Origin of the sequence: Posidoniimonas polymericola, assembly GCF_007859935.1 — a bacterium.
In the GTDB taxonomy this organism is placed as follows: Bacteria; Planctomycetota; Planctomycetia; order Pirellulales; family Lacipirellulaceae; genus Posidoniimonas; species Posidoniimonas polymericola.
Window position 1 is genome coordinate 209,650 of the sequence record NZ_SJPO01000005.1, and the last position, 25,017, is coordinate 234,666.

20 protein-coding genes are annotated in these 25,017 nt (G+C 64.6%); 9 read left to right on the forward strand and 11 right to left on the reverse strand.

Translation table 11 applies throughout. The features are described from left to right. Positions 1-14: 14 nt before the first annotated feature. The 4 genes from Pla123a_RS11860 to Pla123a_RS11870 all read right to left on the reverse strand — a co-directional run bounded on the left by Pla123a_RS11860 (position 15) and on the right by Pla123a_RS11870 (position 5,521). Entirely contained in the window at positions 15-1,772 is a 1,758-nt protein-coding gene (locus Pla123a_RS11860; RefSeq protein WP_146587174.1) for an alpha-amylase family glycosyl hydrolase, read from the reverse strand. Between the two features lie 235 nt (positions 1,773-2,007). Beyond that, complete coding sequence (locus Pla123a_RS24620) at positions 2,008-2,178, reverse strand: hypothetical protein (RefSeq protein WP_197527893.1); 171 nt, start codon at positions 2,176-2,178, stop codon at positions 2,008-2,010. 351 nt (positions 2,179-2,529) lie between these two features. Then, positions 2,530-3,666, reverse strand: a complete 1,137-nt coding sequence (locus Pla123a_RS11865; RefSeq protein WP_231956408.1) for an aldose epimerase family protein — start codon at positions 3,664-3,666, stop codon at positions 2,530-2,532. Positions 3,667-3,838: 172 nt separating this feature from the next. After that, entirely contained in the window at positions 3,839-5,521 is a 1,683-nt protein-coding gene (locus Pla123a_RS11870) for a ribulokinase (RefSeq protein ID WP_146587176.1), read from the reverse strand. A 129-nt stretch (positions 5,522-5,650) separates the two neighbouring features. On the opposite strand from Pla123a_RS11870, the gene Pla123a_RS11875 reads away from it, so the two are divergent. After that, positions 5,651-6,637 (forward strand): succinylglutamate desuccinylase/aspartoacylase family protein, encoded by a 987-nt coding sequence (locus Pla123a_RS11875; protein ID WP_146587178.1) that lies wholly within the window; start codon positions 5,651-5,653, stop codon positions 6,635-6,637. A 19-nt stretch (positions 6,638-6,656) separates the two neighbouring features. Here Pla123a_RS11875 and Pla123a_RS11880 read toward each other — a convergent pair whose 3' ends face one another. Together Pla123a_RS11880 and Pla123a_RS11885 are read right to left on the reverse strand one after the other, a co-directional pair. After that, positions 6,657-7,046: an RbsD/FucU domain-containing protein gene (locus Pla123a_RS11880; protein WP_146587180.1), complete on the reverse strand. Its 390-nt coding sequence runs from the start codon at positions 7,044-7,046 to the stop codon at positions 6,657-6,659. Positions 7,047-7,077: 31 nt separating this feature from the next. Then, positions 7,078-8,613: an ATPase, T2SS/T4P/T4SS family gene (locus tag Pla123a_RS11885; RefSeq protein WP_146587182.1), complete on the reverse strand. Its 1,536-nt coding sequence runs from the start codon at positions 8,611-8,613 to the stop codon at positions 7,078-7,080. Between the two features lie 122 nt (positions 8,614-8,735). Between Pla123a_RS11885 and Pla123a_RS11890 the strand changes: the two genes are divergently transcribed. The 6 genes from Pla123a_RS11890 to Pla123a_RS11915 all read left to right on the forward strand — a co-directional run bounded on the left by Pla123a_RS11890 (position 8,736) and on the right by Pla123a_RS11915 (position 13,515). After that, positions 8,736-8,981: a hypothetical protein gene (locus Pla123a_RS11890; RefSeq protein ID WP_146587184.1), complete on the forward strand. Its 246-nt coding sequence runs from the start codon at positions 8,736-8,738 to the stop codon at positions 8,979-8,981. A gap of 177 nt (positions 8,982-9,158) precedes the next feature. Further along, positions 9,159-9,533: a response regulator gene (locus Pla123a_RS11895; protein ID WP_146587186.1), complete on the forward strand. Its 375-nt coding sequence runs from the start codon at positions 9,159-9,161 to the stop codon at positions 9,531-9,533. After that, positions 9,530-10,141 (forward strand): chemotaxis protein CheC, encoded by a 612-nt coding sequence (locus Pla123a_RS11900; protein ID WP_146587188.1) that lies wholly within the window; start codon positions 9,530-9,532, stop codon positions 10,139-10,141. The genes Pla123a_RS11895 and Pla123a_RS11900 overlap by 4 nt, the downstream gene beginning before the upstream one ends. Then, positions 10,138-12,150: a response regulator gene (locus tag Pla123a_RS11905; RefSeq protein WP_146587190.1), complete on the forward strand. Its 2,013-nt coding sequence runs from the start codon at positions 10,138-10,140 to the stop codon at positions 12,148-12,150. The genes Pla123a_RS11900 and Pla123a_RS11905 overlap by 4 nt, the downstream gene beginning before the upstream one ends. A 222-nt stretch (positions 12,151-12,372) precedes the next feature. Beyond that, positions 12,373-13,113, forward strand: a complete 741-nt coding sequence (locus Pla123a_RS11910) for a response regulator (protein ID WP_197527894.1) — start codon at positions 12,373-12,375, stop codon at positions 13,111-13,113. Between the two features lie 27 nt (positions 13,114-13,140). Continuing rightward, a complete protein-coding gene (locus Pla123a_RS11915) occupies positions 13,141-13,515 on the forward strand; it encodes an Hpt domain-containing protein (protein ID WP_146587194.1) in 375 nt (124 codons plus the stop codon). Here Pla123a_RS11915 and Pla123a_RS11920 read toward each other — a convergent pair. The 5 genes from Pla123a_RS11920 to Pla123a_RS11940 all read right to left on the reverse strand — a co-directional run bounded on the left by Pla123a_RS11920 (position 13,512) and on the right by Pla123a_RS11940 (position 20,976). After that, positions 13,512-14,234 carry an SOS response-associated peptidase gene (locus Pla123a_RS11920; RefSeq protein WP_146587195.1) on the reverse strand — a complete coding sequence of 241 codons (723 nt, stop codon included), beginning with the start codon at positions 14,232-14,234 and terminating at the stop codon, positions 13,512-13,514. The genes Pla123a_RS11915 and Pla123a_RS11920 overlap by 4 nt on opposite strands. A 45-nt stretch (positions 14,235-14,279) precedes the next feature. Further along, complete coding sequence (locus Pla123a_RS11925; protein WP_146587197.1) at positions 14,280-14,615, reverse strand: hypothetical protein; 336 nt, start codon at positions 14,613-14,615, stop codon at positions 14,280-14,282. Positions 14,616-16,213: 1,598 nt separating this feature from the next. Then, complete coding sequence (locus tag Pla123a_RS11930) at positions 16,214-16,963, reverse strand: PEP-CTERM sorting domain-containing protein (RefSeq protein ID WP_197527895.1); 750 nt, start codon at positions 16,961-16,963, stop codon at positions 16,214-16,216. A gap of 94 nt (positions 16,964-17,057) precedes the next feature. Further along, on the reverse strand, positions 17,058-18,143 hold the full coding sequence (locus Pla123a_RS11935; protein ID WP_146587201.1) for a DUF1559 family PulG-like putative transporter: 1,086 nt from the start codon (positions 18,141-18,143) through the stop codon (positions 17,058-17,060). 103 nt (positions 18,144-18,246) lie between these two features. Continuing rightward, the gene (locus Pla123a_RS11940) at positions 18,247-20,976 is read right to left on the reverse strand and encodes a hypothetical protein (RefSeq protein WP_146587203.1); all 2,730 of its coding nucleotides are present in this window, start codon (positions 20,974-20,976) and stop codon (positions 18,247-18,249) included. Between the two features lie 572 nt (positions 20,977-21,548). Here Pla123a_RS11940 and Pla123a_RS11945 point away from each other — a divergent pair. After that, entirely contained in the window at positions 21,549-22,097 is a 549-nt protein-coding gene (locus tag Pla123a_RS11945) for a sigma-70 family RNA polymerase sigma factor (protein WP_197527896.1), read from the forward strand. Between the two features lie 115 nt (positions 22,098-22,212). Further along, positions 22,213-24,849 (forward strand): FecR domain-containing protein, encoded by a 2,637-nt coding sequence (locus Pla123a_RS11950; RefSeq protein WP_197527897.1) that lies wholly within the window; start codon positions 22,213-22,215, stop codon positions 24,847-24,849. Positions 24,850-25,017: the final 168 nt, after the last annotated feature.

Sequence of the window (25,017 nt, forward strand, 5' to 3'; positions counted from 1 at the left end):
CCTTGTAATCGCGGCTACTTCTCACACGAGAAGATCAGCGCCGAGTACGGGGCCAGCGGCAAACCGGCGCTGTGCGAGAGCCCGTCCCACCCCCGCCCTTCCGGCGTAACATCGTCGGCCGGGGTGTCGTCGAATTCGTCGCTGTAGACCTTGGCGTCGCTGTTGAAGCGGACCTTCCACGGGCCAGGTCCTGGGAAGCCGACGCGGTAGTCGTCCCAGCTTTTGTTGGCGAAGTTCATCACCACCAGCACCTGGTTGCTCGCACAATCGCCCGACCAGCGGGTGAACACGATCACCTTGTCGAGGTGATTGACGTGCGTGATCGCGATGTGCTGACCGGTTAGCCCCGCGGTCGTGCCGTCGCGGTTCAGTCGCAGGTTGATGAGGTCGTGGTACATCCGGACGATGCCACGGAACTCCTGGGCTTGGTCCCAGTCGATAGGGTTGCCGTCGTCGAACCAACCATTGCGGAGGAACTCCTGCCCCTGGAAGAGCATCGGGATGCCGGGGGCGGTGAACATCAGCATGGCGGCGAGGGTCGATCGCTTCTGCGCAAAAAACCCGGTCGGGTCGTTCGGGTCGATCTCCGAGGGGACCCGCTGCTTGCCGTTGGCGACCTCGTCGTGAGACTCGCTGTAGATAATCCGCTCGAAGGCATCGTGGTTGTAGCGGTGCAGCAGAGCGCCACAGACCTTGTCCATCGACCGGTGGGCGTCGTCGGCGACTTGCACCACGTCACGGACCGGGTGCACAAAGCCGGCGTCCCACTGGCTGTTGAAGCCGGCGCCGCCGAATTCCTCGGGCTTGGTGATCCAGTCATTGTTCTGAAGGTCCTCAGCGATAGTGATCGCCTTGGGGAACTCGGCGGCGAGGGTCGAATTGACCCACTGGGCGAGCGACCACCCCTCGGGGATTTCATCGCCACCGTTGACCGTGCGGATGTACAAAGTCATGTCGTACCGCAGGCCGTCCATGTGGTAGTCGCGAAGCCACATCCGTGCGTTGTCGTGGATGTACGCCCGGACCTCGCCGCGGCCGTAGTCGGGGCGTGTGTCGCCCCACGGCGTGGTGCTCCGCCAGTCGTTGTAGAAGTAGATGCCGCCCTTGCCGTTCTCGCTCCAGCCGTCGAACTGCCAGATGTCGAGGTCGCTGGGGCCGAAGTGGTTGTAGACGACGTCGAGGATCACGCCGATGCCGTGCTCATGGGCTAGCCGCACGAATCGCTTCAGGCCGTCGGGCCCGCCGTAGGCCGATTCGACAGCGTAGATGTGGGCCGGGTTGTATCCCCAGGAGTAGTCGCCGGCAAACTCCGCAAGCGGCATCAGCTGCACCGCGTTGACGCCGAGCTTCTTTAGGTACGAGAGCTTCTTGGCGGCCAACGCAAACGTGCCTGGCGAGTCTTGGTCGCCGGCGTTGAACGTGCCGATGTGCATCTCATAGATGACCAGCTCGTTGAACGGCGGGAGCTCGAAGCTATCCCCCTGCCAGTCGAACTCGCCGGTGTGTACGACCCCGTTTCCGACCGAGTTGGTCACCTCGCGGGCATACGGGTCAATCCGGCTTAGACGCTGGTCGCCGTTGACAATCAAAAAGCGGTACTCATCACCCGGCTTGGCGTCGGGGCTGTCCAGACTCCAAGTGCCGTGCTCCTCGCGCAGCATCGGGCTGGCGTCTTCGTCCCAGTTGTTGAATGAGCCAATCAGGTAGACGGCCTCTGCGTGCGGAGCCCAGACTCTAAAGAACGCGCCGCTCTCGTGGGGAATGCAGCCCATCCCAGCGATTGGGGCCCGCGATCCAGAGGTTGCGTGATCGGAGGACGCAGCAGATGTTGGGCTCTTGGGAGCCTCAGGAAGACCGACAGACATGACACGTGTCCCTAGGTAGTGAGGACCCGCATCTCCGCCCGTTTCGACGACGCCTGGAACGCCGCGGGGGGAGGCGGTGGTGGACGTAAAAAGCTTACTCGACAAACACTTACCCTACTCCCGCCCTGACCTCTCAAATCGGTTAGGCGCTCAGCAGCTGACGCCGCGGCGCCGCGTTGCGGAACAGGGCGTCCTGGGCCGCTTTGGCTAGCACCACACGGCGCTGACGTTCGACGGGCGACCACTCCTTGCGAATCGCAGCGCACCGCTGGGCGATCGTTTCTGTTTCCTTCATTACTTGCAGCATTGTCATCGATCCGTCCTCTGAAGAAACCGAGTGTGTGTTAGTTGGATCCGCACAAAGCGAATCGCGTGCCACAACCCTCAGGAATTTTTCAGCCGACTGACTCAGCCCCCGTTTTCTCGATCCTTTTGGCAAAATCCCGTTCGCGGATCTCTGCGAATGGTCGCTAAACGACCAGGTCACTTGGCCTCTGCTGGAACAACTGCTCCCAGACTGAGAGCGGCCCGGGACAATCAACGCCACCCCCGCAGCGACCCGATTTCTGAAGCCGTTCCTTTTCCCTGGCACTACATTGGCGAAAAAAAAGGGGCGAACCACGGCGGCCCGCCCCTGTTGCTCAATCAAACTACCCGCCCTGCCCTACTTGTCCACGCCGAACGAGTAGATGCAGGTTTGAGTGTAGGTCTCACCAGGGCGGAGCACCACGCTGGGCCAGCCTTCCTTGCCTTGCTTATTGGGCGAGTCCGGGAAGTGCTGGGTCTCCAGGCAACAGGCGCTGCGGTGAGCGTAGGTTTTGCCGTCCTTGCCCTCCTGACCGAACAGGAAGTTGCCGCCGTAGAACTGCACGCCCGGCTCGGTGGTTTTCACCGTCAGCTGCCGGCCTGACTCGGGGTCGGTCAGCACGGCCGCGGTAACCAGTTCGCCCGCGGCGACGCCGTCACGGTTGAGCACTAGGTTGTGGTCGTAGCCGATCTCGGGCGAGTCGTTGTACTCGTCGACGCGGTCGCCAATGCGGGTCGGCTTGCGGAAGTCGAGGCCCGTGCCCTCGACCGACTTGATCTCGCCGGTGGTCATGATCGAGTCGGCGCTGCCGGGCGTGTACTTGTCGGCGTTCAGCATCAGGACGTGGTCGTTGATGGTGTCGGACCCGGCGCCCGCCAAGTTGAAGTAGGCGTGGTTCGTCAGGTTGATGACGGTCGGCTTATCGGTAGTCGCCTCGTACTCGATGCGGATCTCGTTGTCGGCGGTCAGCGTGTAGACAACCTTGACCGTCAGCTCGCCGGGGTAGCCCTCCGAGCCGTCCGGGCTGGTGTGGGTAAACGTGACGCCGGAGCCGTCGGGCCCGGTGAAGGACTCTGCGTTCCAGACCACCTTGTCGAGGCTTTCTGCGACGCCGCCGTGCAGGTGGTTGCCCTCGTTGTTGGCGGCCAGCTGGTAGTCCTTGCCGTCGAGCGAGAATTTGCCGGCGGTGATGCGGTTGCCGTAGCGGCCGACGATCGTGCCGAAGTACTGGTTCTTGTCGGATTCGTACTCGGCGACCGAGTCGAAGCCGAGCGCCACGTCGGCCACCTTGCCGTCCCGGTCGGGGACCTGAATACTCACCAGCGTGGCGCCGCGGGTCATCAGTTCGATCACCATGCCGGCGTCGTTCTTGACGGTGTAGAGGTCGACCGCCTCGCCCGAGCTGGTCTTGCCGAACGACGATTTGTCAACAGAAGCAGCGGGTGCGGGCATGGCGATAACGACGAGCAGGCAAAATAACAGTGGTTTCAACATTCGTGGTTCTCCGTCGAAGAAAGATACGTCCGTCGGTGGTCGTTCTGCCAGGAGGACCTGTTGGCTGGACGCGAAAAGCACGGGCCGGCGACTGCCGGCTGGCTGTGGCCCCCGCCACGGGCGGCCACAGGGAATCCATTGTACCCACTCAGGCGGCGGGCGGCTCCCGCCATCAGCCCTTCCTGGCCGATTGTCGGATAGCGATCAGGTCCTTCATGACGCCCCCCAGATCGGCGGCCCCGATCTGCCCTCCAAAGGCGTCGTGCAGCAGCTTGTAAACGACGTAGAGCCGCTCATAAACCGCTACGTTTTCGGCAATCGGCTCGTAGACAGTCTCTTTGACTCCGGTCATGGCGGCCTGGGCCGACGGGACGTCTTGGTAGGCGCCGCCCACAACGGCGCCGAAAATCGCGGCCCCTAGGGCGCAGGTCTGGGCCGAGCGGCTGACCTTCATCGGCCGGTTGCAGACGTCCGCGTAGACCTGCATCACGAAGGCGTTCTTCTCGGCGATCCCGCCGCAGTTGATCACTTCCTTGACCTCCACCCCGTACTCCTCGAAGCGGCGGATGATGGTCAGAGCGCCGAACGCAGTGGCCTCGACCAGCGCCCGGTAGACCTCCGGAGCGGTAGTGTGCAGCGTCTGACCGATCAGCAGTCCGGTCAGCCGTGGGTCGACTAGCACCGTCCGGTTGCCGTTGTTCCAGTCGAGCGCGACGAGGCCCGACTCGCCCGGCTTCAGCTGGGCGGCGTCCTCGGTCAGCTTGACGTGGGCGGCGCCGTCGTTGCCGTACTCGGCGGGCGAGAGTCGACGCACGAACCAGTTGAAGATATCGCCTACGGCCGACTGGCCCGCCTCGAGCCCGTACTTGCCCGGCAGGATCGACTCGGGGACCACGCCGCACAGGCCCGGGATGTCCGGCAGGTTGGCGTCGAGCGGCGCGGGGACGCAGTCGCAGGTGCTGGTGCCCATGATCTTGACCAACACGCCGTCACCGCAGCCGGCGCCAACCGCGCCCATATGGGCGTCGAACGCTCCGGCGGCGACCGGGATGCCAGCCGGCAGGCCGATCTCCTTGGCGACTTCAAGGCAGAGTTGACCGGCGGCCTGGTCGGACGGCACGGCCGCGGTTTCGTAGCGGTACCTCGACAGCCCGGGCTCGAGCGCATCGAGGAAATCGGCCGACGGCAGGCCGCCCCAATCGGTGTTGTACATCGCCTTGTGGCCGGCCGCGCAGATGCAGCGAGTGAGCGTGGCCGGGTCGGTGTTGCCGGTGGCGTAGGCCGGGATGTAGTCGGCCAGCTCGACCCAGCTCGCCGCGGCCGCGGCCACCTTGGGCTCGGTCCGCAGGCAGTGCAAGATCTTTGACCAGTACCACTCCGACGAGTAGACGCCGCCGCACTTCGCCAGGTAGGGCTCGCCCCGCTCCTGGGCGACGCGGGTGATCTCTTCGGCCTCGGCGTGCGAGGTGTGGTCCTTCCACAACCACGCGTACGAGGCGAGATTCTCCTTGTGCTCCTCCAGCAGCGACAGCGCCGTGCCGTTGGCGTCGACCGGGATCGGCGTGGAGCCGGTCGTGTCGACGCCGAGACCCACGACCGCCTCGGGCGAGAAGCCGCTGTCCTCTGCCGCGGCGGCCTTGACCGCCTCGCGGACCGAAACGCGGAACCCCTCCAGGTAGTCGGCCGGGCTCTGGCGGGCCAGGTTCGGGTCCTTCGGATCCAGTAAGATACCGGCGTCGCCGCTAGGGTATTCGTAAACGTGGGCCGCGACCTCACGACCATCGGAGGCGTCAACCACCAGGGCCCGGACGCTGTTAGTGCCGTAGTCTACTCCGATTGCATAACGAGCCGTCATGCCGCCCTCCGGGTCCTGTCGAAAAGAATCAAGAGTATTTAGGTTAATGAGGAACCGGCGTCTGTGCTAGCGCCGGCCCCGCGACAATTCTGCCTCAAGGCAGCCTCAAATCAGGACATTCGTGCTTCCATGGCCCACCGGAACGAACCCCTGAACGTGGTTGGCGTCGTGACCCCCCCGGGCGTGAGCCAGCGGGCAGAGCTGCAGGTCTCGCGGATGCCGACCGGCACGACCCTCTCCGTGCCGCTGCAGGTGGTGAATGGCTCGAAGCCCGGGCCCGTAATGTGGATCAGCGCCGCGGTGCACGGCGACGAGCTGAACGGCATCGAAATCGTCCGGCGGGTGCTGGAGCGGGTCAAGCCGAAGCAGCTCGCCGGAGCGCTGATCGCCGCCCCGCTGGTCAACGTGTTCGGTTTTATCGGGCAATCCCGCTACCTGCCGGACCGCCGCGACCTCAACCGGTCGTTCCCCGGGGCGGCCACTGGATCGCTGGCCAGCCGGCTCGCCCAGAAGTTTATGAGCGAGGTCGTGACCCACTGCCAATTCGGCATCGACCTGCACACCGGGTCGCACTACCGCACCAACCTGCCCCAGATCCGGGCCAACCTCGAAGACGAGCAGACCCGCGCCTGCGCCGAGGCGTTCGGAGCCCCCGTAGTGATGCACTCGCAAACCCGCGACGGCAGCCTGCGGCACGCGGCGACCAGACGCGGCATCCCGGTTCTGCTCTACGAGGCCGGCGAGCCGATGCGGTTCGACGAGGACGCCATCACCAAGGGGGTCAACGGGGTGTTGCGGGTGATGTCGAAGCTCGGTATGCGTTCCCGCAAGACGCCGCTCAAGCCGTTCGGCGGGGTGCAAGTCCAAAGCAGCGTCTGGGCCCGCGCCAAGCGGGGCGGCATCCTGCGGCTGTCGGTGCAGTTGGGGCAGCGGGTGTCACGCAAAGAGCCGCTCGGCGTGATAGCCGACGTGTTTGGCGCGGAGGAGCGGGTCGTGACCTCGCCGATCGCCGGGATCGTCATTGGCTTCACCACCAACCCGCTTGTCCATCAGGGCGACGCCGTGATCCACATCGCGCAGACCGCGTCCGGCGGCGCCCCCGAGGCGGCAACGTAAAGGTGACCCAGCGCAGATCTCAAGCCGATTCGAGCACCATATTGGCGTACTGAGTCGTGTCGCCGGTGCGGATCAGGCCGATGGCGTTCGGCACGCGTCGCTTGAATGCCTCGTGCGGCTGACGGGTCAGCGGGAGGCCCTCGAGGGCGGCATCGAACGCAGAACGCGTTGGCTGGTCGTTGTGGTCAAAGAACTCCTGGGCCATCGCCACCCGTCCAAACACGCACCCCGCCCGCACGGCCCGGAGCACTTCGAGGACGGTGGGGATGTCGTCAACCAGCGAGATGTCGATCGTCTCGATCTGCGGCCAGTACGGGAAGCCCCGGTCGGCGATCACCAGCGTGTTGGTGTGCCGAACGCGGCTCAGCAGCGAGTTGATCTGGGGATTCAGGATGCCTGAGGTGAGCATGCGGGCAGCGTTTGATTGGGTCGCGGCGACGCTAGAAGGGGCCAAGCGTCATCACTTCTTCGTAACTTGTGAGTCCCTTCAGCAGCTTCTCGACCGCGTCGTCGATGAGCAGGGAGCCACCGGACTCAGGGGTGGCGTCGCGGATGTCTGACTCGCTGGCGTGGTCGTTGATCAGTTTCTTGATTCTGTCGTCGACGACCATCAGCTCGAACACGCCGACCCGGCCGTGGTAGCCCCGCCCGCCGCACTCTTGGCAGCCACCAGGGTCATACACCGTGACGCCCTTGACGCCCGACCGCCCCAGCGACTCGGACTCGAGTGCGGTAAGCTCGCGGGGTTTGCGGCACCGCATGCACAGGCGGCGGACCAGCCGTTGGGCGACCGACAGCCGCACCGTGGCGGCCACCAGGAACGGCTCGACGCCCAGGTCGATCAGCCGGGTCGCGGCGCCCGCCGCCGAGTTGGTGTGCAGCGAGCTCAGCACCAGGTGGCCGGTGAGCGCCGCCTTGACGCCGGTTGACGCCGACTCGTAGTCGCGCATCTCGCCAATCATGATCACGTCGGGGTCACTGCGGAGGATGTTCCTCAGGACGGTTCCGAAGGCGACCTTGTCGGCCGTGTCGACCTCGACCTGCGAGACGCCCACCATGTCGTACTCGACCGGGTCCTCGACCGTGATGATCCGGCCGGGGCGGTTGGCCAGCCGGTGCTTGAGCGCGGCGTACAGCGTGGTGCTCTTGCCGGCGCCGGTCGGGCCGGTAAGCAGGATCATTCCCTGCCGCTGCGTGAGCTCCGACGCGAACACGGCGCGGCCCTGCTCGGACATCCCCAGCCGGTTGAGCGTCAGCCGTCCCGCCTCGGTCGCCAGCAGCCGCAGCGTGAGCCGCTCGCCTTGCGTGGTCGGCAGGCAAGCGGCGCGGATGTCGACCTGCTGGCCCTTGTCGCCGTACTCGAAGGTGAAGCGGCCGTCCTGCGCCATCCGCTTTTCGGCGATGTCCATGTTCGAAAGCACCTTGAAGCGCCCGAGCACCGCTGGGTGCAGGTCCTTGGGATACTTGCGGAACACCTCCAGGACGCCGTCGACTCGGAGCTGCACTAGAACGATGCTCTCTTCCGGGTCGATATGGATGTCGGACGCGCGGCGCTCGATCGCGGCGTTGAGGATCTCGCGGCACGCATCGGTGGCGTTGGTAGGCAGGGACGCCGCCGGCGGCTCCTTGTGCTCGACTGGCGGCGCCGCCTTGGTCTTCGCCTTGCGGGACAGGCTGAGCGGGCCGCGGCTCCGCTTGACGCCGTCGGCCGGTTCGGCCGGCTTGACTTCGGGGGCGGCGGTGGTGAGCTCGAGCCCCTTCACGTAGGCGGCGATGACCCACTCGTCGGACTCCGCATGGCGGACCCGGTGCGTCGGCATCAGGTCGCCAGACTCGGCCCACTTGCGGAGCTTGTCGAGTGAGAACGGGCCGTAGACCTGGCCGTCGCCGATCTCAAAATACCACTGGTCGAGCATGCCGAGCGTCGCGAGGAAAAGGAACAGGAGCCGGACGGTCCGCTTGCTACAAGATACCAAGCGGCCGTCCCCGATGCGATCTTTAGCGCGAGCGAGCCTCGCACGAGAGGACCGAAAACGGCCGGTTTTGCGAATATGCTAGAGTTTCATTAGCCGGGGATTTCTATCGATCAGGGGGGCAAATGGACAACCAGAACAAGGGCCGTCGGCCCAGTTTCCGTGGCGCCCTGTCGGCGTGGCTCCAGGGCCGTTTGCAAGAGTGCACCCACTGCCGTGTGTGTAGCCACGACGTCACGCCTCTGGACCACTACTGCGCGAACTGCGGCCAGCAGGACCCGGCCCTCGTGTCTAAGTCCGCAGCCCTCTCGGTGGTGGTGCTAGCGGGGCTGCTGGCGTGCGGCGGCGTCACGGCTTTGGTCGGAATCTAGGGCGCCCGGCCAGCCACGCGTCACCGGTATCGGGGCCGTCACAACCGGCGCGACCCGACCGGCGGGCCTCCCGCGGATTGCGTCAAAACGCCGGAGGCCCGGGCGGACCCTGTCCTATGTTTGCCAGTACGGTCCCTCTTCCATCCCCCTCACTAGTGAAACCTCAAGGCTTTGGAAATGGCGCACATCCTCGTCGTAGACGACTCTCGGCTTACCCGACGAATGATCGCCGGCCCCTTAACCGCCGACGGGCATGAGGTCCGGCAGGCGGGCAACGGCGTGGAGGCGCTTGCCGCCTGCGGTGAGGGCCTGCCCGACCTGGTAATCACCGACCTGCTGATGCCGGAGATGGACGGCTTCGAACTGAGCGAGCGGCTCGCCGAACTGCACCCCGAGCTTCCCGTCGTGGTTGCTTCTGCGGACATTCAGGAGAAGTCCCACGAGCGCTGCCGGGCGGCCAATGTGCGACAAATCCTGCAGAAGCCCTTTACCCCCGAGCAGGTCCGCGCCGCCCTCAGCGAAGCTCTCGACAGGGAGGCGGTGAACTCGTGAGACTCTCGCAAGATCAAATCGACGCCCTGACCGAGGTCGTGAACATTGGCGTCGGCCGTGCGGCTGGCTCGCTCTGCTCGCTGATCGACCGCCACATCGAGCTGCACGTCCCGCAGGTTGAGTTGGTGCCGGCCAACGAGATGAACGCCCGCGCCTCCTCGCACAAGAGCACTCTCGACACCTCGGTCATCCAGGACTTCGACGGGGTCGTGAACGGCCGAGCGGTGCTCGCCTTCCCCCGCGCCAGCGGCGTGCTGCTCGCCCAGATACTCGGCGAGATGGAAGAAGAACAAGACGAGCTCGACCTCGACCTGGCGGGCGTGCTCGAGGAGGTCGGCAACATCGTGCTCAACGGCGTGCTGGGGACCATGGCCAACCTGTTCAAGGGCGAGTTTCTTTACACGGTTCCGCGGCTCGAGTCCGACATGGACGCCCTGCACCTGGTGCTGGAGCACAGCTCGGCCCGCGAGAGCGCGGAGCCCGCGATCCTGGTCGCCGACGCCCACTTCAGCGTCGCGGAGAGCGACATCTGCGGTTCGCTGCTGCTGGCATTCAGCCTGGATGACATGGCCGAGCGTCTCGAGGCGCTGCTGGAGTCGGTTGCGTGAGCGCACCGTCGTCCATCGCCGGCTGCGGCGTCACGGTCGACATGCTGCCGATCGGCGTGCTGGTCTTCGACCGCGACTTCCGGGTGCACGAGTGGAACGCGGTGCTGGAAGACTGGACCGGACTGAGCCGGGAGAAGGTCATCGGCTTATCGCTGAAGGAGCACTACCCGAACCTGGCTGAGCCGGCGCTGAGGGCGCGTCTCGACCAGGTGTTTGACCAGGGCGCCTCGGTGGTGCTGTCGTCGGCCCTGCACCGCAGCTTCCTGCCGGTGCGTCGTGCGGGCGACGCCCTGATGCCGCAGCGGACCAGCATCCGCCCGCTGCCGGACAACCGTACGCTCGCGTTGGCCGTGATCGAGGACCAGACGCACTCCTTCAAGCAGCTCGAGGAGCTGCGCGCCGCGCGGCGGCGTTCGCAGGCCGCCAGCATGGCCAAGAGCGAGTTCCTGGCCAACATGAGCCACGAGATCCGCACCCCGATGAACTCCATCATCGGCCTCACCGGCGTCGTGCTCGACGGCGAGCTTGGGGCGGTGCAGCGTGACTACTTGCAAACGGTGGCCTGCTCCGCCGAGTCGCTGCTGGCGATTATCGACGACATCCTCGACTTCTCCAAGATCGAGGCCGGCAAGCTCCGCTTGTCAGCCGAGCCGTTCGATCTGTACGAAGTGCTCGGCGCCACGCTCAAGTCGCTCGCGCTCAGCGCCGAACAGTCGGACCTAGAGGTGCTGCTGCGGGTCGACCCCCGCACCCCGGAGCGACTAAGCGGCGACTCGGCCCGACTCCGGCAGGTGCTGGTCAACCTGATCGGCAACAGCCTCAAATTTACCCGCCAGGGCCAGGTGCTGCTCGAGGTGGCGCCGGCAGACGCGGCGGACGCCCCAGAGGGGCAGATTGACCTGCATTTTCATCTCCTTGACTCGGGAGTTGGCATCGCCAGAGAGAAGCTCTCGATGATCTTTGAGGCCTTCGAACAGGCCGACACCAGCTCGGCCCGCCAGTTCGGCGGGACGGGCCTTGGCCTGCCGATCAGCAAACGGCTGGTCGAGCAGATGCACGGCCGGATGTGGGTTGAGAGCCAAGTCGGAGTTGGCAGCTCGTTCCACTTCACCGCCCGACTCGGCGAACTCGAACACGCACCGCAGGCAGGCGTTCCGCTCGCCGACCAACGCCTGCTGGTGGTGTGCGGCCATCCCATCCTGCGCGAGCTGGTGGTGGAAGAACTCTCGCGTCATGGGGCCGAGGTGCGCGAGGCCTCGGACTTGGCGTCCGCCGAAGAACTGATCAACCAACAGGCTAGCAGCGGACGATACTTCAGCGGGGCCGCGTTCGACTCGCACGTGCTGCAGGCATCGCCGCCGGACTCGCTCAGGCTCTTGGAGGGCTTGTCCGCACACCGGGCGGTCGTCGCCATGCTGGCGCCGCCGAGCGTCTCGGCGGCGACCATGGGGCTCGAGTCCCTGCAACACGTGACGCGGGTCTCCAAGCCGGTGCTCCCACGGCAGCTGGTCGCGGCGTTCTGCCCCTCTACCGAACAGGCCGACGACGACGCCAGCTCGCCCAACCTCGTCGGGCACGAGGGCGTGACTGGCGGAACCAACCAACCGCGGCGGCTCCGCGTGCTGCTGGCCGAGGACAGCCTCCCAAATCAAAAACTGGCGATCGCGTTGCTGGCCCGCGAGGGGCACGAGTGCGTCGTCGCCGAGAACGGCGCCCAGGCGGTCGCCGCACTCGAATTCAACGCCGCCGGCTTCGACGTCGCGCTGATGGACATCCAGATGCCGGAGATGGACGGCCTGACCGCAACCTCCGTGATCCGCGAACGAGAAGCAGCAACCGGGGCCTCTCGGATACCCATTGTCGCGATGACGGCCCATGCCCTCAAAGGCGACCGCGCCATGTGCCTCGACGCGGGCATGGACGACTACGTCACCAAGCCGGTCCGCCGCGAGGCCTTGCTGAGCGTCCTCGAGCGGGTCACCAGCCCCGCCGCGGCGGCATTCCTCTAACCCCGCCGCGCCCCGGCAAACCGCCGCCACCTTTGTCAGTAACCCGCAGCTGGTGTCCGTGCAATGCCACAAGACCGCCCCAACCTGCACGCGGAATGCGTCCGCCGTCACAACAGAATGTACGGGCCGCCTATTGTTGCAAGCGGCTTGGTGCGACCTATCTTTGCAGACAGCAAGGTCTCCCTTTTAGCCGTACTCTCCAGCGGCGTCAGAATCCCCATCATGAACAAATCTCGCAAATTCCTGGTGATCGACGACAGCCTCGCAGACAGTGTGCTGCTCCGGGCGTTGCTCACCCACATCTGGCAGGATCGCGTCCAGTTGGCCCACTGTCGTGACGGGGAATCCGCGATGGACACCCTCGAGAACAACCAGTTCGACTGCGTGTTTCTGGACTACAAGCTGGGCAACGACAGCGGCCTTGATGTGCTGCGGATGATCCGCGACTCGGGCAATGACGTGCCGGTAATCATGATGTCTGGCTGCGGCAGCGAGGAGGTCGCGGTGCAGGCCCTGCAGCTCGGCTCGCAAGACTACGTCAGGAAGGGCTCCGACGGCAAGTACCTGACTACCGAATCCCTCGCCGCGGTCACCAAGAACGCTATCGACAAGGTCGAACTGGAGCGGCAGGTCCACGCCCAGGAGGTCCACCTGCAACACAAGCTGGCGGACCTCGATACCGAACTAGCCATCGAGCGTCAATCGGGCGACACGTCCGACGGGAGCCTCGCGGAGCTGCAGAACATTGTGAGGTCGGTAGCCGACTCGTTAAGCCTGGTCGACAGCCTTCTGGCCGCCACCTCCGAGCTGACTGCCGAACGAGAAGAGGGTCGCACCGACGCCGGCTTGCTCTCGCGGCTCAAGTCGCTCGACTCTACAGCCAAGGAGCTGAAGTGCTCTCTCCTCAAGGCGTGCGGGGCCACTGGCCGCGACGCCCTCGCCGCTGCGATGGACGAGAAATAGTAGAAACAGTAATCCGGGGGACCCGCAATGGACGCCCACTCTGCTGCGTGCAGCTCGTCCCTCGCGCCATTCTACATCGACTGGCAAGACCTGCTCGACTCCGTGGGTGGAGACGCCCAAGTGCTGCGTGAGGTGGTGGCCGCCTACGCGACAGAAATCGACAGCGAGCTCGAGCGGCTCGACCGCGGCCTGGCCAGTAACGACCTGACCACCGCGGAGAAGGCGTCCCACAAATTGAAGAGCGCGATGCGGTTCTTCCGACTAGAGCCCGTCGCCGCCGCCGCCGAACGGGCCGAGGCGGCAGCCGAAAACGGCGACCACAGCGCGGCCTCGGCCGCTTGCGCCGAGTTCGGCCCGGGCGCCTTACGCCTGCTTTCGGCCATCGCCGCCTGGCTCGACTAGAACCCGACCGCGGACGCGGTTTCGAGTGCGGCCAGCTGCTCGTCGCGCTCACGCATGCGGGCCGACTGACGCTTCGTCCAGCTCGGGGCCATGTCGCGGGCGTGCGTGTGCTCAAGTTCCGGATCGATCGCGAGCGACCGCAGCAGGTCAACGCCGGCCTGGGTTTCGAGCGTGCGGCGCTCGAGCCACTGGTCAACTTCTTGCTCGTCAACAAACACCGGCTGGCGGTGGTGGCCATGGCTCATTACGTAGTCGCCCGCGGGCCGCATAAGCAGCGACATCGTGACCACACTCGACTCTCCGTCCGGTGAGCGCCAGGTGCGGTAGATGCCGGCCGCGAGCAGCAGGTCGTGGTCGGGGCGGTGGAAGTAGACCTCGGAGCCGGCGGTCTCTCCCCAGTAGCAGGGCTCGCGGAAATCGGTCATTGGCACGACGCACCGCGAAGTCCGGAAGGCATCTTTCCAGGGCCATTTGTGAATCGACTCGACACGGGCGTTGTTGAGCGCTCGCTTCGGATCGCCGGGCGACTCGCACCCGGGCGGGCAGAAGGCGAACTGCAGCCCTGCAAGCACACGTTTACTCTGCTTGTCGAACAGTAGCCCCGGCACGCTCGAACGCGGCAGGCACTCGACGCCGAGCTCGAAGTCGTCAATCAGGCGGGCGTTGAACCGTGCGGCGATGTTTTCCAGCTTGGCCTTGATGAGGTAGCGGTTGCACATGCCGATGCTCCGAGCCAAAGCCTAGAGTCTAGCGGACCGGGCCGCCTACAGGCTAGCTGCCGGCGCCCGGACCGAGTCGAGCGCCTCGGCAATCCGCCGCGGAACCGGCGACACCAATAGAGCCGGCCCGCCGTTGAGCCTGCACCAGGCGTCGGCAGCGGCTTCGCAGGCGGCCTGCCGTTTGGCCTCAAGTGGGCTTACGCCGAACGCGACCAGCTGGTGGATCCGCTCTTCATCGACCTCAATCGCGTCGCGGCCGCGGAGCCATCTCTCGCAGAACTGTCGGGCGGCGTCGACGCCTCCGTTGGCGCCGCTCGATGCGAACCCGCACGCAACCCGCAAAATCGTCCTGATGGCTTGATCGTCCTTGGCAATTCTCATGGCTTCGGTTCCGACGGGCAGTGGTGCAGAGCGCTCGGCAACAACGCTAAATTTAGTGCGACCGGCCATATTGCCAACAGGAACCGGAAGCGCCTTCCTATCGCGCTGCGACAGGTTCGTCGTGCCCGGGCAGGCCCGGCATTGATAGAAGAACCATGTCGTTGCAGATGAACGCACTTCGCGTGCCATTCGGAGGGGCCTAGAGACTATCCAGGGATGCTGGCGCCTGTTCCACGGCCGTCGACGTCGGAAACTCCACTAAGAACGAGATTTGTATCGTCCCCAGAGGGCGAAATTGGCGAATTGGAGGCCAGTTTGATCTGGTATACACCGCGGCGTTCAACAGATCATTTACCCCGTGGTCAGAATAATTGCGTCCCAAATCGGCAAACCGAAAACCTAATCTATGACTCAAGCTGCTGGGTGGTTTTTCGGGCTCCAATTAGCGGACTCTTGGCGACCAGATTGCCGTATGACCGTTGATCGGGCCCGTAAATTTAATTGGCATCCCGGTTCAATTGGATTGGAATAGGTGCTCGCAGTAGCGTCCTCAGATCTACGACTCTCTCGAGCGTCTTTATCCGTGACCTTGCGAATACACAAACTCTCTCTTGAACTGTTGGGTGCGATTGCTCACGACTCTCGGACAGCGGCGGGAGCCGGACCGACTGAGCGAAGCGAGCGTTGCACGGCGCCCTCGGTGCCGGAAGGCGATAGTACGTCGGGCGAACTGTAGGGGTCTGCTTTCCATGGTCCCCCAATTCGCGATGCCGAAGTGGGCGACGGCGTCCCGCGTGAATTGACGCCGGATCACCAAAAAGGAATTCGACCGGATGGTCACCGCGGTTTGGAAGGTAGTCGGCAAAGGCAAGGCTGCGTCGTGGACGTCACTGCTGCGGGTCCTGTGGTGCCATGTGATTGACACCACAGGTCCGGCGTGGGCCCTTGGGGGGAGCAAGTATCGGTTAAGATCCGGCAAACCTAAGTACACCCCAGAAAATGCGCACCTCTGACCTTCGGATTCCTTCTCGAATTCGTATCCGTCGAGGGCGTTCTATGCAACTTCACGGCAATCACCGGCGAGTGGCGTGTCTTGCGAGGAAAAATGACTATCTACAACCACACGGCGATATTGCCAACGTTGCACGAGATGCCTCGAATTGCTGAGTCCGGTTGGAGGCACACCTGTTCCGGCGGCCTCCATTGCCTACCCTAAGATGGCGTCGCGGTGGAAGGTCGCGCCGCCTCTTCAGCAAATTCGGTCGGATGGCCGATGGATCGTACGAACGCTGCCGCGCGGGGAGCCTCAACAGCTAAGGGCCGGCCGAGGTGGCGCTTGCATTACCGGCGAGTTCCCGCGCAGACGATTGCATAGCGGTGGGTGTCGGACGGTTGGCGCTGCGTTGCAGCTAGGAGACCGGCGGTGCTAGTGCGGCGAGCCGATTGACTTCGGGACAGCGGCACAGCCATCGAGAGGCCCCGCCAGCGAGACCTTGGCTACAGGGTCGTTCACTGCGAGTTCCGCTACCAACCGAACAACATTGGTCCTGCCTGCCCCGATGGGGCAGGCAGGATTTGAAGACCCAGGCCAGCGGAAATCACCGCTTCCACCGCCGGGCTGCAACTCCACCGACCGCAATGAACCCAAGTAAGCTCAACGAAGCAGGCTCTGGCACGTCTGACGAAACTGAGAACGATGCTACGTTGATCTCAGCCGCACCGTCGCCTGCTTGGATGCGCAGCCGGTTGATCGCGACTCCCGGGTCGTAGGTGCGGAAGATCGTGTCGGACGTGACGCCATCGTCGACCGTGAGCGACGCGTTTCCGCTGTCGAAATGGTATGTAAATACGCCGCTGACTGCCTCGGAGCCAATTGCGGAGATCGCAACTCCGCTCCCGCCGGCAAACCCGTCGAGCGTCCAGCCGGTCCCTAGTACATCATTGCCCCCCGCGGGATCGCCGACGAAGAACTTCTCATCGCCGCCCACATACAGCGAGATGCCCGCGTAGCTGTTGCCGCTGACGCCGTCGCTGAACATGTCGCCAGCGGTGGCGAGGGTCTCGAAGGTCATGGTCAGGGTCTCGCCTGCGGCGAGTGCGCCGGAGAAATCAACAAAGGCCCCTTGGTGGCTGTCGCCGAACTGTGCCGTGTCGTAGGCACCTCCTTGAATCTGCCCAGAGTCGGGCGCAGCCCAGACGCCACCGACGTCGGCCGTTTTGCCGTTCAGCAGGGCGCCGTCGCCCTCGCTGAAGTCGTCGGCGCCGAGGACCCCCGCGTCGACCGATAGCGGCGCGGCGACGACAAGTGCCGCGGCGAGGAGAGTAGAGTAGTGGAAAGTCAGCTTCATTAGAATCAATCTCCAGAGAAGTAGGCCAAGCCAACAATAAAGAGACAAGAACAAGAGCAGCGAAACCAGGACCGCCGGCCCTGGACGTTTTTCGCTACAGGCTGGACGCGTCCACGACCTCCCCGCCGGCCACGGTGCCAATCGCCGAGAAGACATCCTGGTCGACCCCGTAGGTCACTGTGTGGACCGAGCCGTCGCAGTAGACAAACTGGCAGCCGGCGGTGTGGGCACTGCCGAAGATCGAAAGCCGGTCGTCGCCGGTGATGCTGGCTGGGAATTCGCTGGAGTCCGCAAGCGGCGGCCGCTTGGTCCAGCGGTTGACGTCGGTGTCGAAGCCGAGGTCCCAGCCCTGATCGTTGCCGGGGTACGTGCCGGTGTCGTACTCGCCAAACGGGATGTGCTTCTCGCCGACGAGCATGGTTTGCGATGAGCCGTCGGTGACCTGCGACAGCCGCACCTCGCTGAGCGCGAGCACGACGCCGTTCCCCCGCGAGATCTGTGGGCCCTTGCTCGTCGAGTATGGGAAGCTCGAGTAGTCGGAGACACGCGGCACGGCCGGCATTAGCGTGCTGCGTTGCAGCGGCCCCGCCCAGATGGTCCCGGGGAACAGGCTGCCGGAGTTGGCCGCGTAGTCGTTGCGGCCGAGCACGGCGGGCTTGTCGGCGTTGAAGTAGTTCATCCCGTCGCTGCGGACGTACGGGTAGGCGGCTCCGCCCCGGCGCGAGGGGCAGATGAACAGGTCGATCGTGGTCTCGATGCGTTGTTTGGCGAGCGCCTTCTGCGTGGCGGTCACCGCTTTATAGTCGCCGTCCTGGCCGAGGTCGTGCACCTGGGAATTCTCGGTGTAGGCCAGGATGTTAAAGTACCAGCCGCCGGGCTGCTTCTCGCCGTAGCCGGCGTCGGCGTCGCCCGCCCAGCGCCAACCCCAGCCGCCGGTCGGGAAGTGGCCCTGCACGTCGTAGTGGGTCAGGGCGGCGAGTCCAAACTGCTTGAGCTTGTTCTTGCACTCGGCGCGCCGAGCCGCCTCACGGGCCGCCTGCACGGCCGGCAAGAGGAGCGCGATAAGCACGCCAATAATGGCGATCACCACCAGCAGCTCGACGAGGGTAAACCCTCGGCGCCCCGATGCCGTGTGACGCTTCGGGCAGGGTACGGCTGTCGGGCGTTTAATGCGTCTCATCTAGTTTAATTTCCTCTCTGGGTCGTCCTGTGCGGCATGGGCGAGATACCCGGCGACTGCGCGAATGCCCCAACGCGCAGCCGCCAGGTCTCGATTGAGGGCGTCAGTCGCGGCGCCTGGCGAACAACGCCGACGCCCCCAGTAGCAGCGTCAGCCCCAGTGCAACCGGCTCGGGTGCGGCGGTTGCGGATGATAGTTGGGCCGCTCCCGCGACGTACCGCACGTCGCCCACGACGAGCTCGCCGTTGCTGCGGTACTGGAAGAACAGGTTTTGGCTTCCGCCGGGGCCGCCGCCGTAGGCCTTCCCCAGCGAGATCGGTGACGCCGTCATGGTCGACTCGCCAATCAGGCGGTACTCCTCGACCTCGAAGCGGCTCGGGTTGGCGCCCTCTTCCCAGCCTGCGCCGTCGCCGCTGCCCTGTGGGAAGTCGGCGACCGCCGTGTCCCGTTCGGCTAGGCTCTCCCACCCTTCGTCGGCGCCGGCGGTCCGGCCGTAGTTGGTGTGCCACAGGTCGTAGTCGGCCACGGTGACCGTTGCGGCCCCAGAGCCGTTTCCACTCAAAACCGCCGCGTCGCCGCCGTCGTTGTCGCGGTAGATGGTGTAGTCGGCGGCGTTGACGGCCCCGTCGGCGTTGTAGTCGCCCGCGAGATCGCCCGTGAACAGCACGCCCGTGGCGCTGCTGATCGTGTACGCGCTGATCCCAACGTCCGTGCCGGTGACGTTCTCGATGAGAACCTCACCGGTCGACTTGTTGACCACCAGCCCGAGCGTGTCCGCCGTGGGCTGTGCGAAGATCAGCGACTCCTCGGCGGCGTCGGTGATCAGCAGGTTGTCCGCGATCTCCTCGTTGCCCGCACCGCTGAATCGGAGCGACTGCCACGGGGCGTCGATCGAGCCCTGCCCCGGCACGGTGACCGTGGCGTCGGGGCTGCCTACTAGGAAGTTGTCGACCCAGATGCTGTAGACCGTGTCGGCGCCAGTCTGATCGATGGCGCCGATGATGGTGTGGAACTGAAGGTCGTAGGGGATTCCCGAGTCGACCAGCGACGGCCCGGCCTTCTCCTCGAACGCGTAGTTGTTCGTGCCGCCCGGGTTCGGGCCGGCGAAGAACGACTCCTGCCCGGTAGCGTTAATCCCCTCGAAGAAGGCGAACCCGCCCCAATCGTTGCCGGTCCCCTGCGCCTGACGGTAGTCGAACCGGATGTAGGTCAACGCATTCTGCGGGTCGATCGGGGTTGAGAAGTTGCGGCTGCTGAAGGTGTTGTTCGCGCTGCCGTTTGGGTAAGTGGTGAGGAAACCACCGGCGTCACGGGTCTCCCACGCGTCGCCCCCCGCCCAGCCGACGCCAGAGTTGTCGGCGCTGAAGTCATCGGACGCGTAGATAACCGCCTCGGCACGGCCCGAGAGCCCAAACATCAACAGCATGGCTCCGACGCCGGCCAGCAAGCCGCGCCGCCTGCTGAGTCCGCAGGCCGTAACGCAAGCCGCCAGCATCGCACACGCAGAAGGCTCGGGGACGCCGGCTATCGCGGCCGCGAACGCGCCGGCCCCATTCGCTAGGTCGAACGCGTCGGCAAACAGGTCAAAGTCCTCGAGGTCGTGCGTGAGGTTGCCGTCCATATCGCCCATCCGGTAGGCCTCGATCGGGGTCATGCCATTGTTGACGACTCCCTGGCCCGTTTTGAAAGCGGTCCAGTCGTCGGTATCGATGTCGCCGTCGCCATCGAGGTCGCCTTCCGCAATCTCGCCGCCGACATAGGATACGTTAACCGCGAGGGGCGTTGCCGTGCCGCCGCTGTCGACCGTGATTGTCGCGAAGAGATCCTCCAGCCTGGTAGGGACCGCCTTCCAAGCTGCGCCCAGCCCCAGTGGGGTGCTGGTTAGGGTCAGCCCATCGCCGGGAGTCGCATCGGTAGTGGCCTCGCTCAGGTGGGTGGTGCTGCCAGCGACGCTCACAACGTCCCAGTCATCGTTGTCGACCGAACCGTCACCGGCGGGGACAGCGTCGGTGGCGTCCCGTCCGTCGATGGTCACCCACCCGCCCGGGTCGAACCCTCCCGAATTCGACCGCAGCGAGTACCCCACAACGTTCGACACGCTAGAGGCGCCGGCGAGGTTGATTTGGCCCGTAGCGCGGTTTACGGTCACGGTTGCGTTGACGGCGGCGGTAAGGCCAACGTCAGCCGGCGAGTCAGCGATCACTAGGTTGTCGACCGCAACGAAGGTCTGCGATCCGACATCCGACGCCACACGGGCGGACTGCCAAGCACCGGCGACGACGAATCCGTCGAGCGCGACTTCGCCATTGGGCGAACTCTCGTTGAAGTTGTCGACCCACAGCCGGTAGGTGTCGTCCGCCGCGCCAAACTCGATCTGAACGATCATCTTGTGGACCTCGCCGCCCACAATCGGCACGCCGGAATCGAGGTAGCCCTGCCCTGCCTTCAGGTCGACGCCATAATTCTGCAACCCGTTGGGCTGACCAGCAAAGAACGTCTCGGCGCCGCCGTCGACGCCCTCGAACAGCGCTAGCCCGCCCCAGTTGACGGCCTGGCTGCTGCTGAAGTCGAAAGCGATGTAGACCGATCCCGACGACGCGGCAAGCGGGTCGAGGGCCGGTTCGAACGCCCGAAACGCGGGATTCCCTTGCTCGGTGTTGCTCGCCCCCGTGAGGAGGTTGCCCCACTCGTCTGCCGCTGCGAACCCGACGCCGCCCCCCTCGGCATTAAAGTCATCCGACGCGATTACCAACGCCGTTGCCGTGCGCGTGGCGCACGCCGAGATTGCCATGGCGCCGCACAAGAGGGCCAGCAGACTCCAGTTCTTAACCATCGAAAAGCTCCTCAAAGTGGATTCCTTAAGCGGACGCGGCCCAGAACACCGATCGCGAACGCGAATTGCTTAACACCAACAACAGCCGTGATTCCGCGGGCACGGCGGCCATGGCGACTGCCCGGCCCGCCGCCCCTGATGAGTCAACGAACAATTCAGACTGTCCGTAGTACGCTGCGCGTTATGGACAAATCCCACGCACCGAGGGCGTGTAGACCGCGCCGCTGCAGAACAGTCCCTGCATGATCTATCCACGGAGAAGTTCTGAAGTGCGACGCGCATTCTCAAAGTTTTCGTCGATTAAATTCCTCAGCGGTTCGAAAGCCAATTCAGTCGTCAGCAGACCGTCTGCGGCAAACCGTACTAGCCTGCTTGGGGTCAGCTCGATTGGCCAACACTCGCGGACCGCGAAACCCAGTCGGCCCTCGGCAACCGGCGGGTGTCTCGTATTGACACTCCCAAAGCTGCCACTAGTCTGATGAGTGAACGGGCCTGCTTGCTGTCGTGCTTGATGAAGGTTGCCCCATCGAGCCTCTCCGGAGGCGATGCGTTTCTCTTACCTGGTAAGTGCGATGACTCCGCCCGATGGCGCCGCCCCCAGCCCGACGCCAGAACCGGCGTATGTGCAACTGATCACCAAGCACCAGCGTCACCTCCACTCCTACATCCGGACACTGGTCCCCACGCACGCCGACGCCGACGACGTGATGCAGGAGACCAGCCTGACCCTGTGGAAGAAGCGAGAGCAGTACGACAACACACGAGACTTCTTCCCGTGGGCTTGCGGCGTAGCGCTGATCCAGGTGCTGCGACACCGCCAACGCAAGGCGACCGACAAGCTGTGGTTCAACGAGGAGGTGCTCGCCCAGCTCGCCGCGCAAATGGATGAGGACGCCAACCTGTTTGAGTTCCGGCGCGACGCGCTGGACGAGTGCCTCAAAAAGCTCTCCGCACCCGAGAAACGCGTCCTTGAGCTCCGCTACCGCGAGGGGAACAACTGGGAGTCGTTGGCGGCGCAACTCGACAACTCGACGCGCAGTGCACAACGCACGATGGCGCGGGTGCGACGCCTGTTGCACCGCTGCATCGCCGCCCGATTGAGGGAATGGCAGGTTGGCTAGCAGCCGCCGCCGGGGGTAACCTACCATGCCGACAGATGAATCTTCCAAACCTCTCGCGCGACTGCCACTCCTGGTGGAAGCGTGGCTTAGCGGCGACCGCGGCAGCACCGAAGAATTGCAGCGGCTACTCGGCGCGAGCCGTGCCGCACGGAGCTACTTCGTGCAGATGTTGCAGGTTGAGGCCGAGCTAGAGTGGCGATACGCGTCGGCAGACCAGGTCGCCCAATCGCTGACCAAGCGTTCCGACGGAAGCGAATACCCCGCCGCGTCCATCGTCGCTAGCCAGATGGGCTATCGGGTAGACTCTGGCTTTGCCGCGGTTTTCGGGCGTCTCGCAGACTCAGAAGAATCAGCTCAGCTGTGGCTGCGGCTGTACCCGCTGGTCCGCGCGACACTGTTCGCTTGCCTGCCCACTGGATCCGATGCCGAAGCGTGCGTGGAAGAGCTGTGCACCCGGCTCGTCGATGGTAAAGTCAAGCTAGCCACGCCAGAGACGCTGATCCGCGAGACGATTGAAGCGGCATGCGAGTCGATAGAACGCCAGGCCAACCAATCTTCGGTAGCGGCCAAGAAGGCCTACTCCCGCTTGGTCCGCGTTCTTCTCGGGACCGGCGTCGATCTGGACGTGGTCGCGCTGTACGACGCCTTCGACAACGTGATCCCGAGAATGCTCCCCGCCGAGGACCTCCGACTGTTGTGCCGGCGATACCTGCTTGAGCAGTCGCCCGTAGACGTTGCGGAATCGCAACAACTCCCCCTGGCAGACGTCTACAAACGCCTGGCAAACGCCCGCGTGCAGGTGCTGACACGCTGCGCAGTCCCGCCAAGAAAGCCCGAGGCGTCCGGCGAGGTCCGCGCCCTGTCACTGCTCAACCTGCTGATCGACCGGCGGCTCACTTCCGAGCCGTCCTCACGCGGCCAACTCTCGCGTGCCGAAGCAGTCAACGGATTGTCGGAATGGGCCGCACAGGACGACCAACACAGGGAGTACGTATTGGCCTTCGCGTTGTTGCACGAGGCGTTCAACAGGAACCTCTCACTTCATCGCCTGCTCGACGAGTCGAAGTCGCAGAGCTCCGCCGATTACCACCAGGTGCTCGCGGAGATGGTGCACGAGTTCGAAGACGAGCCGGCCAGCACCATTCCCGGCCTCACCCTACGCGACAAGCCTGCGATCAACAGGCGAACCGTCTCGTGGTTGGTTGCGGTGGCGGCCGCGGTCCTGCTGGCAGTTGGGCTGGTTCGTTGGCAAACGCCGCGGCCCACGGAACAGGACGCACCGGGGCCCGCGCTCGCCGCGCGCGAGGCTGCCGCTCCCGAGGCCCGCGAACCCAATGAAACGCCCACCAAGGAAGAGCTCGCAGCGCCCGAACCGGTCGTGGTGGCCAGCATCACCACGGCGTTGGACGTAGCGAATACCGATGTCAACGCTCCGACCCCGTACGCCGAACTGCCAATCGCTGGTGCAGACATTCACGAGGGTCAGCGGCTGCAGTTCGACCAGGGCGTCGTCCGCGTCCTCGCTATGACTCAATGTGAGTGGGTGCTGGAAGGGCCTGTTGCGGTTGTTTTCCACAGCGCCGAACGCGTCGAGCTTGAGCGGGGTAAAATTGTTGGGCACAACCGCAGCGGCGGCAGGCCGCTGGTAGTCCAGGCCCCCAACGCGCAGGTTGAGGATCTCGGCACCGAGTTCGGCGTCAGCGTAGACAATGACCTCGCCACCAGGGTGGCCGTCTACGAGGGCTCGGTCGCGATGACCGCGGGGACCGAGGAGAAAAGTCTCTCCGAGGCAAGGCCACTGCAGATCGAGGCCCAAGAGCAAGCCGAAGTCACTTCCAATGGCGCCGTGCCCAGCGCAGCAACGCCCTTGCAGCACGACCGAGAGTTTATTCGTTCGGACGAGCTCGACCTCAGGGTCGAGGAGAAAGCGGGGTCCTCCGAAGCAGCCAAGCAAGTCGCCTTCTACGAGTTGCTCCGCACCAACGGCCTGCTCGCCTACCAGGGTTTCGATAGCGAGAACGCCGCTCAAGAGTTCTCGATTGGCTTTTGCCGTCCGGCGATTCGCCACTCGGACGAGCCGCAGTTTACCGGCGTGCGTCGCCTGCCCGATCAAGAGCTGCTCGCCTCAGATGAATTGGAGATCCCAAGTGGTGGTTGCTACTTTATCGACTTGGATACGTCTCCTGAAGGACGGCTCGCACGGCAAGGACTCCTCGACGCGGCGAACAAACTCGGACCGAGGGCTTGCGAGCTGTGGCTGCACTGGAGAACAAAGGCCGCCGTCGCGGACGGCAAGCAGTTTGATTGGATGGGCGTGTCGCTCATGTCGGGCGACCGCCGCAATATTGATGAGCCGCTATTCGTCGGTCAGCCGAACGACCTCGACGCGCTGGGCGTCCACTCGTTCGGTCGCGACGAATTTCGGTTCGCCCTGGATTTCGACCAGCAGTCGCCAGGTGTCCAGGATCTCAAACCCGACGACCAGTGGCACACGTGGGCACTCCGAATCCGCTGCCACGGCGAAGGTTCGGCCGACGTAGATGTCTGGTGCGATGTTCCACTCGCGGAACTTGATGCGGTCCCTCCACAAGCCAAATCGCACTTTGATCAGTTGCAGTTCGATCGCTTCCGGGTCGAGGTGTCGGAGTCCGGCGCCACAGGCGCGGGAGTCTTCGATGAATTCATTATGACTTCATCGCTTGGAGCTCTACATGCCAGTGTTAGCAACTCTATCGAGCTCTCTCAGAAGTAGCCCCCTATGCAACGGACAATTGGAATCCTCGCAGGCGCCTTCCGACAAACGCCGCCCCGCTCGAGTATGAGCGGGGCCCTACAAGCGACTAGGGCGACCTGGGTAGCGCGGGCGGGCATTCTTGCAGCTCTCAACTAGCAAGACGGCCGGTTTCCGAGGCCCGACGGA

Bases quoted from the DNA above. Each gene is read 5' to 3' on its own strand.
- Pla123a_RS11915 (WP_146587194.1), top strand. From the start codon at position 13,141: ATGGACGCCCACTCTGCTGCGTGCAGCTCGTCCCTCGCGCCATTCTAC.
- Pla123a_RS11890 (WP_146587184.1), top strand. From the start codon at position 8,736: ATGGACAACCAGAACAAGGGCCGTCGGCCCAGTTTCCGTGGCGCCCTG.
- Pla123a_RS11920 (WP_146587195.1), bottom strand. From the start codon at position 14,234: ATGTGCAACCGCTACCTCATCAAGGCCAAGCTGGAAAACATCGCCGCA.
- Pla123a_RS11875 (WP_146587178.1), top strand. From the start codon at position 5,651: ATGGCCCACCGGAACGAACCCCTGAACGTGGTTGGCGTCGTGACCCCC.
- Pla123a_RS11870 (WP_146587176.1), bottom strand. From the start codon at position 5,521: ATGACGGCTCGTTATGCAATCGGAGTAGACTACGGCACTAACAGCGTC.
- Pla123a_RS24620 (WP_197527893.1), bottom strand. From the start codon at position 2,178: ATGACAATGCTGCAAGTAATGAAGGAAACAGAAACGATCGCCCAGCGG.
- Pla123a_RS11895 (WP_146587186.1), top strand. From the start codon at position 9,159: ATGGCGCACATCCTCGTCGTAGACGACTCTCGGCTTACCCGACGAATG.
- Pla123a_RS11860 (WP_146587174.1), bottom strand. From the start codon at position 1,772: ATGGGCTGCATTCCCCACGAGAGCGGCGCGTTCTTTAGAGTCTGGGCT.
- Pla123a_RS11880 (WP_146587180.1), bottom strand. From the start codon at position 7,046: ATGCTCACCTCAGGCATCCTGAATCCCCAGATCAACTCGCTGCTGAGC.
- Pla123a_RS11865 (WP_231956408.1), bottom strand. From the start codon at position 3,666: ATGTTGAAACCACTGTTATTTTGCCTGCTCGTCGTTATCGCCATGCCC.
- Pla123a_RS11945 (WP_197527896.1), top strand. From the start codon at position 21,549: ATGACTCCGCCCGATGGCGCCGCCCCCAGCCCGACGCCAGAACCGGCG.
- Pla123a_RS11910 (WP_197527894.1), top strand. From the start codon at position 12,373: ATGAACAAATCTCGCAAATTCCTGGTGATCGACGACAGCCTCGCAGAC.
- Pla123a_RS11935 (WP_146587201.1), bottom strand. From the start codon at position 18,143: ATGAGACGCATTAAACGCCCGACAGCCGTACCCTGCCCGAAGCGTCAC.
- Pla123a_RS11925 (WP_146587197.1), bottom strand. From the start codon at position 14,615: ATGAGAATTGCCAAGGACGATCAAGCCATCAGGACGATTTTGCGGGTT.
- Pla123a_RS11930 (WP_197527895.1), bottom strand. From the start codon at position 16,963: ATGAAGCTGACTTTCCACTACTCTACTCTCCTCGCCGCGGCACTTGTC.
- Pla123a_RS11940 (WP_146587203.1), bottom strand. From the start codon at position 20,976: ATGGTTAAGAACTGGAGTCTGCTGGCCCTCTTGTGCGGCGCCATGGCA.